Raw genomic sequence first — 12,233 nt, 5'->3', positions numbered from 1 at the left:
AGCATGATTTGGGATGTTGTGATAGTTGGTGCTGGCCCTGCAGGGCTGGCTTCTGCAATTTATGCTGGAAGGTCTCAACTTAAAACGGTTGTTCTTGACCAGGTTCCAGGTGGACAGCTCCTTATAACGGAGCAGATAGAGAACTATCCTGGTTTCTATGAAGGTATTACTGGATTTGAACTTTCAGAGAAATTCAGAAAACATGCAGAGAAGTTTGGAGCAAAGATAGAGACTGGAAAAAGTGTGGATTCTGTCGATGTTGAAGGGGATATTTTCATTTTAAAGTGCGGGAATGATGAAATAAGGGGAAAAACCGTAATCTGGGCTGCAGGTTCAACCCCAAGAAAGTTAAACGTTCCTGGAGAGGCAGAGTTTTTAGGAAGGGGAGTTTCCTACTGTGCCGTTTGTGACGGTTTCTTTTTTAAGGATAAAACCGTTGCAGTAGTTGGTGGGGGTGATTCTGCATTAGAGGAAGCCCTTTATCTAACAAAGTTTGCAAACAAAGTTTATCTGATTCACAGGAGAGATAAGTTTAGAGCTGTAAAAATTATTCAGGATAGGGTAAGGAAAAACGAAAAAATAGAACCTGTACTGAATAAGGTTGTTGAATCCATAAATGGAAAGGACTTTGTAGAATCCCTTACTCTTAGGGATACTGTATCCGGTGAATTATCGGAACTGCCAGTTGACGGTATTTTTATATTCATTGGAAATGAACCGAACGTCTCCCCTGTTTTACACTTAGTGGAAACGAACGAACAGGGATTTATTCTTACAGATGATGAGATGAAGACAAAAATGCCAGGTCTCTTTGCCGCTGGGGACGTTAGGTACAAGCCACTGAAACAGGTCGTTACGGCCACTTCTGATGGAGCAGTTGCAGCAATGTCTGCCACAAAATTCTTAGAGGAGAAGGAAGGTTAGGATGAAAAAGCTCCTATCCGTTGCTCTTTTGTTGTCTCTTGTCTCAATTACAGGGTGTCAAAAGGAAACGGGAAAGGTTGAGAAAACTACAGAGGTATCATCAATCTCACAGGAGAGTAGAGGAACGAGAGCTTACGATTTTAAATTTACAGATGTGAACGGGAAGACCCATAGACTCTCAGATTTTAGAGGGAAAGTTGTTATTGTTCAATTCTTTGGAACTTACTGTCCACCCTGTAGGGCAGAGATGCCTGTTCTTGACAGGATTTATAAGAAGTACGGTGGAAAAGTTGTAGTTATTGGGCTTTCTGTTGACTATTCAGGTAGAGCTCCTGAAGAACTAAAGCCCTTCGTTGAAAAGATGGGAGTTAGCTACACTGTAGCTCCTGCACCGGAAAAGGCTTGGGATGAGTTTGCAGGGAAAATTACGGGACTTGACTCAATCCCTCAAACCTACATAATCGATAAGAGAGGGTTTATTAGGTACTACGAGGTTGGATTTGCTCCTTCCTACGAGGAGCTCTTTGTAAGGGCTGTAGACCAGCTTTTAAAAGAGGGATAATGAAAGTTAAAAATGTGGAGCTCTACAAAGCAGTCTACTCACCTGAGGACTTACCCCAGACTCCCTTTAACGAGGTGGCCTTCGTTGGAAGGTCAAACGTTGGAAAGTCCTCCCTTTTAAATACCATTGTAAACAACTTTAAGCTTGCAAGGGTGAGCTCTGAGCCTGGAAAGACCCGTTCGATTAACTTCTATTTAGTTAATCAAAAGTTCTTCTTAGTTGACCTTCCCGGTTACGGCTTCGCAAGGGTTCCGCTTAGGGAACAGAAGAGGTGGAAGGAACTTATAGAAAGTTATTTAAAGGGTAGAGACAGATTAAAGGGTATCTTTCTCCTAATTGATTCAAGGGTAGGACCCACAGAGAAGGACAAACAGATGAAGGATTGGTTGGACTTTTACTCTATTCCCTACGTTGTAATTGCAACGAAGGTTGATAAGTTGAAGTCCTCAGAGAGAAAGAAGCTTGAAGAAAAAGTCAGAAGAGCCTTTAAGGATGATTCAGTTAGAATAGTTCCCTTCTCGTCAAAAACCCGCGAAGGTAGAGAGCAGGTTCTAAAAATTCTGAACAATTGGGTCAGCAGTTAGTATGCTTGAGGAACTCAGAGTTAATTCCTTTGGTGGTATAAGTGGAGAGCTCTTCCTCTCTCCAAACTTTAACGTTATTATCGGTGAAACTGGAACGGGTAAATCCCTTCTCGTTTCATCAATTAAGTTTTTAATGGGAGAAAAGTTCCCGTTTGTTACAGAAGATACCTTTGTAGAGGCTGTCTTAAGGGTAGATGGGGAGGAGATATTCGTCAGGAGGGACTTTAAGGGAGGGCGCTCGAGGTACTTTTTAAACGGTATGAGAGTTCCACAGAGGAAAATTTACGAGGTTCTATCTCCTCTCTTTTTTATTCAGTCCCAAAGGGAGGGTATAAATCTACTAAAACCCTCCTATCAACTTAAAATACTTGACAGATTTTCGAAGACCGAAGGTCTCCTTGAAGAGTTCAGAGGAGTTCTAAAGAAGTATAGTAGTAAGCTTTCGGAACTTGCGGAGTTAAAGGAGCAGGAGAGGTTAAGGGATAGGGAAATTGATATTTTGAAGTTTCAAATAAACGAAATTGAGGAAGTTAACCTTCAGATAGGAGAGGAGGAGGAGCTCTTAGAGCTCCGGGAAAAACTCTCCAAAATTGAGGAGATTAGAAAGGTTAGGGAAACTTCGCTCTTTCTGCTCTACGAAGGAGAGGTGTCCGTCCTTTCGCTTCTCTCAGATGTTATTAGAGAGTTTGATTCCTTAAACATGTACGGTGAAATTTCAGAAAAGCTCTCCTCTGTCTACTACGAAGTTGAATCGATAGTTTCGGAAATTGAGAGAAAAATGAATCCTCCAGAAACTGAACTTTCCTTGGAGGAAATAGAGGAAAGACTCTACAAAATAGAAAAACTTAAGAAAAAGTATGGAAGTTCCTATGAGGAAATTTATGACTTTCTAAATAAATCGAAAGAGAAGTTGGAAAGGCTTGAGAATGTTTCCTACGAAATTGAAAATTTAGAAAGGGAGTTGGAAGAAATAAAGGAGAAACTTTATCAGATAGGTAAGAAAATAAGCATTAAGAGAAAAGAAGGTAGTAGTTTGCTGAAGAAATACTTAGAGAGGGAATTTTCAGAGTTAGGCCTCAATTCTGCAAGGTTTGAGATTGAATTTCAAGACCTTAAAGAACCTTCTCCTGTTGGCCTTGAAACTGTAAGATTCCTGTTTTCTGGAAATCCAATTTTACCCTTGTCTCCAATTTCTGAATCAATTTCAGGAGGAGAACTCTCTCGATTTCTCCTTTCAATTTTATCCATCTTTTCCCTACCTTCTGCTACAATGGTCTTTGACGAGATTGATTCGGGCATGTCTGGTAAAATACTCAAGAAGGTTGCAAGAAAACTGAAACTTATTTCGAGGAATCAACAAGTTATAGCTGTAACTCACTCGCCTCAGGTTGTTGCTCCAGCAGATAGGGTTTTTAAATTAGAGAGAACAGGGAATGGGAAAGTAGAAGTAAACGTTTTAGAAAACTCCTCTCTTGTAGAGGAAATTTCGAAAATGATATCTGGAGACGTTACACAGGGAAGTATTAGAGCTGTTAAAGACCTTTTAAATAGCTGGGAGGAGTGATGGAAGGGGCTGTGAAGGAAGTCAGTGGTCTTTTAGGAGCTTTTCACATTCACCTTTCTAAAACGGAGATGGCGGAGTTAAGCGTTCTTCTCTTTCTATTTACGTACGCAATGATACTCTTAGAAAAGTTTTTCCATAGAACGATTGCTGCTCTTATAGGAGCTTCCCTTGTTCTAATTATCGGTGTTATAACTCCGGAAAAGGCCTGGGAATCTGTTGACCACAATACAATCTTTCTCCTATTTGGAATGATGAACATCGTTACCGTTATGGGAAAGAGTGGTTTCTTCCATCTTGTTGCAGCAAAAGCTGTTAAGTTAACAAAAGGTTCTCCATCAAGGGTTCTATGGATATTTTCTCTGCTTACAGCTCTCTTTTCTGCATTTTTGGATAACGTTACAACTGTCCTCTTTATGGCTCCTGTTATGATTAACATTGCGGAAAAGCTTAAATTGAACCCTATTCCATACCTCATTGCAATTGTTTTAGCATCAAACACAGGTGGTACGGCAACCTTAATTGGTGACCCGCCAAACATAATCATTGGAAGTATTGCAGGTAAGACCTTCAATGACTTCTTAGAGGAAGTAGCACCCTACGCTACCCTTGCCTTCTTAATTGGTCTTGCAGTAATGCACTTCTTGATGGCTAAGGGGGGATTTCTAAAAGCTCAAGTTTCGGGAGATGAGCTGTCAGACATACTTTCGGGAGAAGTTGATGAAAGGCTCTTAGACAGAAAGCTTATGAAGAAATCTGTAGTCACTTTCCTGATAACAATCATACTCTTTATAGTTGGACACGATTTAGGGCTTGAGCCAGGAATTATTGCTCTTGCGATGGCCACGATTTTATCCTTAATAAGTGGCCTCTCTCCTGCCTGGATTTTGGAAAAGGTTGAGTGGACAACGTTAATCTTCTTCATGGGACTGTTTATGGTTGTTGGAGCCTTAGAGGTCAACGGTGTGTTTGATATAGCTGCTCACTGGCTGATAAAGGAAATAGGAAACAACATCCACGAAGGGATAATAATTGTAGGATTCGTCTCAGCAGTAATTTCTGGATTTGTGGATAACATACCATTTACAATGTCTATGGCTTACGTTTTAAAAGGGATGGAGCTGCAGATGGGTTCAATTATGGACCCTCTCTGGTGGGCACTCTCCTTGGGAGCTTGTCTTGGAGGAAACCTGACTTTAATCGGTGCTTCTGCAAATATTGTTACTGCAGACATTGCTGAGAGGAACGGATACAAGATTGATTTCTTCAGGTTTATGAAGTACGGAACACCTGTTGCCGCAATAACTGTTGTTATTGCAATTGTTCTCTTCTACATAGAACACGCTGTATTTGGGGGTTTCTAAGTGAAACTTTTAGAGAGAGTTTTTGAAGGTTTTTTATGGAGAACGAGGTGGCTTGTAATATTTGCAGTTCTCTTTTCTCTCCTTGCATCACTTTCCCTCTTCATTGTAGCTTCTATGGAAATATACGAACCGGTCTATTCCCTCGTTGAAAGGGGTTTTCACATTAGTTCAGATGAACATGAAACCCTTGTAGGCTCAATAGTAGGTGCTATAGACCTCTACTTAATTGCTACCGTTTTAATAATTTTTTCATTAGGTCTCTACGAGCTCTTTATAAGCAGAATTGACGAAGCTGAGAGTGATAAGAGGTCGAGTAAGATACTTGCAATTCACAGTTTGGATGATTTAAAGGAGAAATTGGCAAAAGTTGTCCTTATGGTTTTAATTGTTACCTTTTTCAAGTATGCAATTCATATTAAATACGAAACTCCTTTAGAAACCTTATACCTTGCAGCAGGTGTTCTTATGCTCGCTTTAGCCCTCTACTTCAGTCACAAGAACCATTAAAGGTGGTTTATGGAAGAAAAGAAAGTAAAAACAGAGAGAATTACAGGAGTTCAAAAAGCTGCTATTTTAATCCTGTCCCTTCCTGAAGACATTGCCGTTAATGTTATAAGAAACTTGAAGGATTATGAAATCGCAAAGATTGCCAAGGCGATTCTTTCTTTAGGAACAGTAAAGAAGGATATGGTGAAACTCGTTATCGAGGAAGCTTACAGTGAGCTGTCAGAAATTGCTCCTCTGAAGGCAGCTCCTGATGAAGTTAGGAGGCTTTTAGAAAAAGCCCTTCCTCCTGATAAGCTCAACGAACTTTTAGAAGAAACAATGCTTGCAGAATCGGAAAAACTCATATTTGAGGAGCTTAAAAAACTCGACCCAAAGTTTATAGCAAAGCTCATAGAGAAAGAGCACCCTCAAATTATTGCCATAATACTCTCCCAGTTACCTCCTATGAAGGCAGCCGAAGTTATTCAGTACCTTCCTAAGAGACTGGGAGTAACTAACGTTCAGGAAGAGGTTGTAAAGAGGTTGGCGCAACTTGAAAAGATTTCAATGAAAACGTTGAAGATTGTTGTTGAGGCATTGGAGGAGGAGTTGGCAAGTATTGGAGGAGGAAAGGAACAGGCACTAAGCGGTTTGGATATTGCTGCTGAAATAGTTAACAATCTACCAAAAGAGATTGCTCAGGAGCTCCTTGACCAAATCAGAAAGGAAGACCCATCCCTTGCAGATGCCATTGAAGAGAGGATGTTCAAGTTTGAGGATATTATTAAACTTGATAATAGAGCAATTATTGAGATACTTAAGTCGGTTGATAAGAATGACCTTCTGTTAGCTCTTAAAGGAGCTCCTCAAGAAATTCTTGATAAGTTCCTCTCAAACATGTCAAAGAGGGCAGCTCAGATGTTCTTGGAGGATTTAGAAGCTTTAGGTCCTGTTAAAAAATCGGACGTTGAAGCGGCACGGAAACGAGTTATTGCTGTAATTAAGAAGCTTGCGGAAGAGGGTAAAATAGATATCAGCGGTTCTGAGGAGCTCATTTAGGGGGATGAATGTCTGAGGATTTCCTTTCTCAGGAAGAAATCGATGCCCTCTTAGGGGAAAAAAAGGAGGAAAAGGAAGAGGAGAAAATAGCTCCCCTTGACTTTTCAAAGTTAGAACACGTAAAGAAAGGGGGAGTTCCAGGATTAGATCTCCTTTTTGAGAAGTGGTTGAAGATTTATGGAGAGGAGATAAGAAGATTGATTCCTCAAGTTGCAATGGTATCAAAGGAAACAGTTTTTATAACCCGTTTTCAGTCGTTTATGTCGAAAATCCCTATGCCTGCCAGTTACAGTATAGCTTCTATGAAACCTTTAAAGGAAAATTTCCTATTAGTGCTCGATTCAAGGTTAGTTTTTGTAATTATAAGTGTCCTTTTTGGAGGACCTGCTAAACCCTTTAAGGTGGAAGGAAGGGAATTTACCCGGTTAGAGCTTAAAATTATACGCAGCGTTGTAGAACTTACTTTAGAGACGTTTGAAAGTGTGTGGAAAAATATCTATCCAGTAGAGCTGGAATTAAAAGGAATAGAGCTGAATCCAACCCTTGCGAGAATTGCTTCTGGAAATGAGAAGGTTATCGTTGTTGAATGCTCTATGGATATTGAAGGTTATGAGGCACCCTTTTTTTTCTGCTTTCCTCAGAGTATGTTTATGCCGATAAGGGACATAATTTTTTCCGAGTCCTTCCTCACAGAAAAGGACCCTATTTGGGATGCCCAGCTTAGAAAAAAAGTTCTTAAAACAAAAGTGAAATTGACTTTAGAGCTTGCAAGAAAAAAATTAAGAATGGGAGATATTTTAAACTGGAAGGTTGGAGATAAAATTAACCTTGAAGTTTCTAAAAAAGACCTGTTCAGACTTTACGTCGAGGAGACTCCTAAGTTTCTCGTTAGACTTGGAAAGGTTAAGGATAAATATGCAGCTCTAATTAGTAAGTTTATATCTGGGGACGGAAATGGCAGAAGAGGAAAAGAACCTGGAAGAGACAGCAGAACAGAAGGGGAAAACACAGGAGGAGAAGCCAAAGGCTGAAGGAGAGGAAGTAAATCAGGAGAACTTGGCTAAGGAGTGGGAAGAGTCTTTAAAACAGCAACAGGCCTCTAACTCCTATAATCAGGAAGAGCAAAATCAAGAGGAGTTGGCGAAACAGTGGGAAGAGGCCTTAAAAGAGCAGGAATTAAAGAGTACTCCTGAGGAAACCAAACCATCTGAAAAGTGCGAAAAGGAATTTGAGCTTCTAAAGGATATTCCCCTTGAAGTAAGTGTTGAAGTTGGTTCAACAAAACTTCCGTTGGAGGAGATTTTGAAACTCCATACAAACAGTGTTGTTGAACTTGACAGATTTATTGATGAGCCTGTTGATATAAAAATCAACGGTAAACTGGTAGCAAAGGGAAAGCTCTATCAGGTTGAGGATAATTTTGGTGTTGAAATCGTTCAAATTATTACTCCCGAGGAGAGATTAAAATTAATTGAGGAGTAAATATGGCTTTAACTGTTCAATCACTTTACATTTTAGCTTCTGGGGCTGAGAGGGCCAAGGAGCAGTTAGATATAGTTTCAAACAATGTTGCAAATGTGGATACTCCTGGATTTAAGAAAATTCTTATGGAGGAGTTTTCTCAACACATACCCAAAAATAGGGGAGATGCTTACAATTTAATGGTTTTCCCGAGATTTAAAAGAACCGATGTAATTCTGTCTCAGGGAGCTCTCCGAAAGACTGGTAACCCCTTGGATTTAGCTTTAAAGGGAAGTGGTTTCTTCGCTGTAAAAGGAAAAAGTGGAGAGATTTATACGAGAAACGGTCACTTTTTTGTTGATTCAGATGGAAAGTTGGTTGACCAAAATGGAAATCCTGTTTTAGATATCTCCGGAAAGGAAATTTTCCTTACAGAAAGTGAAAAGATTACCGTTACTTCTGATGGGGAAGTATATGAGGGTAATAGAAAAGTTGGTATCCTAAAAATTGTTGACTTTCAAAAAGTCAAGCCCTTAGGGGATTCCTACTATCAGGGAATAGGAACTCCAATGGCAACCGATGCAAAAATTCTCCAGGGATTTTTAGAGAACTCCAATGTGAGTCCCATTAAGGAGATGGTGGAGCTAATAGAGGCTCAAAGGAGATTTGAGATTTACGGTAATCTCATGAGAGCGCTTGATTACGTTAACGTTAAGAGCACAGAAATAGGAAAATTATAGAGGAGGGAGATATGCTTAGAGCTCTCTGGACATCAGCATCGGGAATGGAGGCTCAACAGACAAATTTAGACGTTATATCCAACAACATAGCTAACGTTAATACGGTGGGATTTAAAAGGTCAAGGGCGAATTTTGAGGATTTAATATATCAAGATATTAGAGACCCTGGAGTTATGAGTTCAGATGAGAACAGGGTCCCCTCAGGAATACAGATTGGTTTAGGTGTGAAACTTTCCGATGTGAGTAAGATTTTTACTCAGGGTAGTCTCATAAAAACAGATAAACCATTGGACATAGCAATACAGGGACATGGATTTTTCAAAATAGAACTTCCCGGAGGAGGGGAAGCCTATACGAGAGCTGGAAACTTCCAGCTTGACGATGAGGGCTACGTTGTAACTCCTGAGGGGTACAAACTCTATCCAAACATTCAAATTTCCTCTCCTGAAACTGTTGTTAGCATATCCATATCTCCAAATGGAAAGGTTTACGTTGTTAGAAACACCGGTGGAGAGCAGGTAACTGAAGAGGTAGGCCAGATTAAACTTTACAGGTTCATGAATCCAGCTGGATTGAAGGCCTTGGGTGGCAATTTATTTGCAAAAACTGACGCCTCAGGTGAACCTATTGAGGGAGACCCTAATACGGACGGTTTTGGTAAATTAACCCAGGGTTTCCTCGAAGCTTCCAACGTTAACATTGTAGAAGAGATGGTTAACTTGATAGTCGCTCAAAGAGCTTATGAAATTAATTCAAAGGGAATACTCACGGCAGATGAAATGCTTAGAACAGTTGCTAACCTTAAGTCGTAGTTTCTTCGCTATCTTAGCACTTATTTTTTCCTTCTCCTTATGTTATGGAGCTGAAATAGAGCTTAAAAGTAAAGTTACTGTAAGTTCAAATTATGTAACTTTAGGGGATATCGCTCATATTAAGGGAAGCAATTTTGAGAAAAAACTACTCTCTGAAATTAAAATAGGAAATGTTGGAATTTGTAGCAGAAGAACTTTATCAAAGGAGGAGATAGCTAAGCGGATTGCAAATTTTTTAAGGAAGAATGGAGTTTCCTTTAGAGAAATTCGTATTACAGGGACGGATTATACAACTATAAAATCCCTATGTGTTGAAATTGATAAGGAACATATTAGGAAATTAGTAGAAGATTTCATAAAAAAGAACTACTCTAAATATGAGGTTATTTCTGTACCGGGACTGAGTGTTAAACTACCCACCAATAACTATAAGGAGAAACTGATACTTGACTCTCTATCTGACAGATATGCGAGATTCATTTATGAAATTTACACTAACGGTAATCGATTTAAAAAATTCTGGATACCAGTCAGAATTGAAAAAAAAGTAAAGGTAGTAGTTGCTGTTAAACCTATTCCAAGGGGAAGTAAAATTGACCCTCAAGATGTAGCAGTTAGGGAAGTAAGGAAAAGTAGGGCAAGAGGAGGAACAGATAATTTAAAAGCTATTGTAGGAGCAACAGCAAGGAGGGATATTCTCCCTGGCGAAGTCATAAAGGAGAGGGACATTACACCTAACTTTGCCGTTAGGAAGAACCTTCCTGTTAAGGTTGTTTATAGAAGGGGGAGTTTAAGGATAGAGCTCCTTGGAATAGCCAATCAGGATGGCCTTATAGGGGATATAATTAAAGTCAGAAATCCATCTACTGGAAAAGTGATACTATGCAGGGTAATTGGAAATGGCTTAGTAGAATTTGTATCGGATTAGTTATCTTTGTTGTGGCTTCCTGTGGAACGGAGAAGAAGGAACCTGTTGTTTTTCCCAAAACACCTCCTCCTGAAGTTAGCAAAAAGGAAGCCTCTCCAGGTTCTTTATTCAACGGTTACGATAACCTATTTTCTGACCCTAAAGCACACAACGTTGGTGATGTAGTAACAATTAATGTTTACGAAAATCTCTCCGGTTCCGGCTCGGCAAACACCTCTTCTGGGAAGAAGAGTTCCTACAACATTAATGTTAATAAACCTAAATTCTTTGGTAAGCCATTTCCAGGTAAGAGTAAAGATCCGTTAGTTGGATTCTCTACCTCTCCTTCTGAGTCCTTCTCAGGAAAAAACTCAACATCAAGAAATGCAAAGCTGATAGCAACCATATCTGCAAGGGTTGTTAAGGTCTATCCAAATGGAGACCTATTCATAGTTGGAGAGAAAACGGTAAAGATAAACGATGACGTTCAAGTTTTAAGAATTTCAGGAATTGTAAGACCAAGTGATATAGGTCCCGATAACACAATACCCTCTTCAAAGATCGCCAACATGTATGTTGAGTACAACGGGAAAGGTTACTTTAACGAAACTCAGAGGCCGGGATGGTTGGCAAGACTCCTATCAAAAATCTGGCCATTTTAGAGGTAGAGCGTGGTAAGAATCCTTATTACTCTTTTACTAATAATCTCTAATGTCTCATTTGGAGCAGAGGTAAATGTAGGAACGTTGGTAAACGTTGAAGGAGTGAGACCTAACTATCTAACCGGTTATGGAATCGTTGTTGGACTAAATGGAAGCGGAGATGGAACAACCAGTGTCTTCACTCTCCAAAGTATTGCCAACATGCTCAGGAGAATGGGAATATACGTTGACCCAAAGGCTGTAAAGACAAAAAATGCTGCTGCTGTCATAGTAACGGCTAAACTGCCTCCCTTTGCAAAGCCTGGAATGACCTTTGATGTAGAGGTAGCATCATTAGGAGATGCGAAGAGTATAGCCAACGGTGTCTTAATAAGGACTCCTTTAATGGGAGCAGACGGTAAAATCTATGCATTTGCTCAGGGTCCTGTCTCAACAGGAGGAGGATTCAGTGAATCAAACAAGGGAGGAAAAGTTCAAAAAAACTTTCCTACAGCAGGTATCATTCCCAACGGAGGAATTGTTGAAAGGTCGGTTCCATTTGAGTTGAACGGTCAAAAGACAATAGTCCTTACTCTTAACTCTCCTAACTTTTCCTTAGCCTACGAAATAGCCAATGTAATAAACAAGCACTTTAACATGAATTTGGCAAGAGCAGCAGATTCAGCTACTATAAGGGTTAGTTTTCCTCCTGAAACAGATAAGGTTCGTTTTATATCTGAAATTTTGAACTTAAAAGTCAAGACAAATCCAGAACCAACAATTGTAATTTATGAAAAGACCGGAACAGTTATTATGAGTGGGGATGTAAAAATAGACCCTCCAGTTTATGTTTCCCATGGGAACATTTACGTATCTGTGACTAAAACTCCCGTGGTTTCCCAACCTTCTCCCCTTTCAAGTGGAAATACTACGGTAGTTCAAAACGTTAAAACCCAAGTTGTTGAAGAGAACGGGCGAATATTCTCCATAAACTCTCCTTCTCTAAAGGACCTTGTTGAGGCTCTAAACGAATTAGGAGTCTCTCCTGGAGATTTAATAGCAATTATACAGGCAATTAAGGCAGCTGGAAAATTACATGCAAAAGTTATAATCATGTAGGGAGGAACGTGAT

General features: G+C 39.8%; 14 protein-coding genes. All 14 read left to right on the top strand.

Annotation, left to right across the window (positions count from 1 at the left end):
• Positions 1 to 3: 3 nt before the first annotated feature.
• The 14 genes from trxB to FN732_RS04925 are packed head-to-tail and all read left to right on the top strand — an operon-like array spanning position 4 to position 12,220.
• Positions 4 to 924, top strand: a complete 921-nt coding sequence (trxB, locus tag FN732_RS04990) for a thioredoxin-disulfide reductase (protein ID WP_142935404.1) — start codon at positions 4 to 6, stop codon at positions 922 to 924.
• Between the two features lies 1 nt (position 925).
• The gene (locus FN732_RS04985) at positions 926 to 1,486 is read left to right on the top strand and encodes a TlpA family protein disulfide reductase (protein ID WP_142935402.1); all 561 of its coding nucleotides are present in this window, start codon (positions 926 to 928) and stop codon (positions 1,484 to 1,486) included.
• Positions 1,486 to 2,070, top strand: a complete 585-nt coding sequence (gene yihA, locus FN732_RS04980; protein WP_142935400.1) for a ribosome biogenesis GTP-binding protein YihA/YsxC — start codon at positions 1,486 to 1,488, stop codon at positions 2,068 to 2,070. Before FN732_RS04985 ends, yihA begins: the two co-directional genes overlap by 1 nt.
• A 1-nt stretch (position 2,071) precedes the next feature.
• Positions 2,072 to 3,634, top strand: a complete 1,563-nt coding sequence (locus FN732_RS04975; protein ID WP_142935398.1) for a DNA repair protein RecN — start codon at positions 2,072 to 2,074, stop codon at positions 3,632 to 3,634.
• Positions 3,634 to 4,995, top strand: coding sequence for an ArsB/NhaD family transporter (locus FN732_RS04970; protein ID WP_142935396.1), 1,362 nt, complete (start codon positions 3,634 to 3,636; stop codon positions 4,993 to 4,995). Before FN732_RS04975 ends, FN732_RS04970 begins: the two co-directional genes overlap by 1 nt.
• Positions 4,996 to 5,502, top strand: a complete 507-nt coding sequence (locus FN732_RS04965) for a YqhA family protein (RefSeq protein WP_142935394.1) — start codon at positions 4,996 to 4,998, stop codon at positions 5,500 to 5,502.
• A 9-nt stretch (positions 5,503 to 5,511) separates the two neighbouring features.
• Complete coding sequence (fliG, locus tag FN732_RS04960) at positions 5,512 to 6,540, top strand: flagellar motor switch protein FliG (protein WP_142935392.1); 1,029 nt, start codon at positions 5,512 to 5,514, stop codon at positions 6,538 to 6,540.
• A gap of 8 nt (positions 6,541 to 6,548) precedes the next feature.
• Complete coding sequence (locus FN732_RS04955) at positions 6,549 to 7,571, top strand: flagellar motor switch protein FliM (protein ID WP_142935390.1); 1,023 nt, start codon at positions 6,549 to 6,551, stop codon at positions 7,569 to 7,571.
• Entirely contained in the window at positions 7,495 to 8,022 is a 528-nt protein-coding gene (gene fliN, locus FN732_RS04950) for a flagellar motor switch protein FliN (RefSeq protein WP_142935388.1), read from the top strand. The genes FN732_RS04955 and fliN overlap by 77 nt, the downstream gene beginning before the upstream one ends.
• A gap of 2 nt (positions 8,023 to 8,024) precedes the next feature.
• Positions 8,025 to 8,741 carry a flagellar basal-body rod protein FlgF gene (flgF, locus tag FN732_RS04945; protein WP_142935385.1) on the top strand — a complete coding sequence of 239 codons (717 nt, stop codon included), beginning with the start codon at positions 8,025 to 8,027 and terminating at the stop codon, positions 8,739 to 8,741.
• 11 nt (positions 8,742 to 8,752) lie between these two features.
• Positions 8,753 to 9,553: a flagellar basal-body rod protein FlgG gene (gene flgG / locus FN732_RS04940; RefSeq protein WP_142935383.1), complete on the top strand. Its 801-nt coding sequence runs from the start codon at positions 8,753 to 8,755 to the stop codon at positions 9,551 to 9,553.
• The gene (gene flgA / locus FN732_RS04935) at positions 9,483 to 10,481 is read left to right on the top strand and encodes a flagellar basal body P-ring formation chaperone FlgA (protein ID WP_142935381.1); all 999 of its coding nucleotides are present in this window, start codon (positions 9,483 to 9,485) and stop codon (positions 10,479 to 10,481) included. Before flgG ends, flgA begins: the two co-directional genes overlap by 71 nt.
• An 11-nt stretch (positions 10,482 to 10,492) precedes the next feature.
• Positions 10,493 to 11,122: a flagellar basal body L-ring protein FlgH gene (locus FN732_RS04930; RefSeq protein ID WP_246051337.1), complete on the top strand. Its 630-nt coding sequence runs from the start codon at positions 10,493 to 10,495 to the stop codon at positions 11,120 to 11,122.
• A gap of 9 nt (positions 11,123 to 11,131) precedes the next feature.
• Positions 11,132 to 12,220, top strand: coding sequence for a flagellar basal body P-ring protein FlgI (locus FN732_RS04925; RefSeq protein ID WP_142935377.1), 1,089 nt, complete (start codon positions 11,132 to 11,134; stop codon positions 12,218 to 12,220).
• The last annotated feature ends 13 nt before the right edge of the window (positions 12,221 to 12,233 follow it).

Origin of the sequence: Balnearium lithotrophicum, from assembly GCF_900182585.1 — a bacterium.
GTDB lineage: Bacteria > Aquificota > Aquificia > Desulfurobacteriales > Desulfurobacteriaceae > Balnearium > Balnearium lithotrophicum.
This window is presented reverse-complemented; position numbering and strand designations above follow the sequence as displayed.

What these genes read in the sequence shown, in the direction of transcription:
- trxB (WP_142935404.1), top strand. Translation starts at nt 4, where the DNA reads ATGATTTGGGATGTTGTGATAGTTGGTGCTGGCCCTGCAGGGCTGGCT.
- FN732_RS04985 (WP_142935402.1), top strand. Translation starts at nt 926, where the DNA reads ATGAAAAAGCTCCTATCCGTTGCTCTTTTGTTGTCTCTTGTCTCAATT.
- yihA (WP_142935400.1), top strand. Translation starts at nt 1,486, where the DNA reads ATGAAAGTTAAAAATGTGGAGCTCTACAAAGCAGTCTACTCACCTGAG.
- FN732_RS04975 (WP_142935398.1), top strand. Translation starts at nt 2,072, where the DNA reads ATGCTTGAGGAACTCAGAGTTAATTCCTTTGGTGGTATAAGTGGAGAG.
- FN732_RS04970 (WP_142935396.1), top strand. Translation starts at nt 3,634, where the DNA reads ATGGAAGGGGCTGTGAAGGAAGTCAGTGGTCTTTTAGGAGCTTTTCAC.
- fliG (WP_142935392.1), top strand. Translation starts at nt 5,512, where the DNA reads ATGGAAGAAAAGAAAGTAAAAACAGAGAGAATTACAGGAGTTCAAAAA.
- FN732_RS04955 (WP_142935390.1), top strand. Translation starts at nt 6,549, where the DNA reads ATGTCTGAGGATTTCCTTTCTCAGGAAGAAATCGATGCCCTCTTAGGG.
- fliN (WP_142935388.1), top strand. Translation starts at nt 7,495, where the DNA reads ATGGCAGAAGAGGAAAAGAACCTGGAAGAGACAGCAGAACAGAAGGGG.
- flgF (WP_142935385.1), top strand. Translation starts at nt 8,025, where the DNA reads ATGGCTTTAACTGTTCAATCACTTTACATTTTAGCTTCTGGGGCTGAG.
- flgG (WP_142935383.1), top strand. Translation starts at nt 8,753, where the DNA reads ATGCTTAGAGCTCTCTGGACATCAGCATCGGGAATGGAGGCTCAACAG.
- flgA (WP_142935381.1), top strand. Translation starts at nt 9,483, where the DNA reads ATGAAATTAATTCAAAGGGAATACTCACGGCAGATGAAATGCTTAGAA.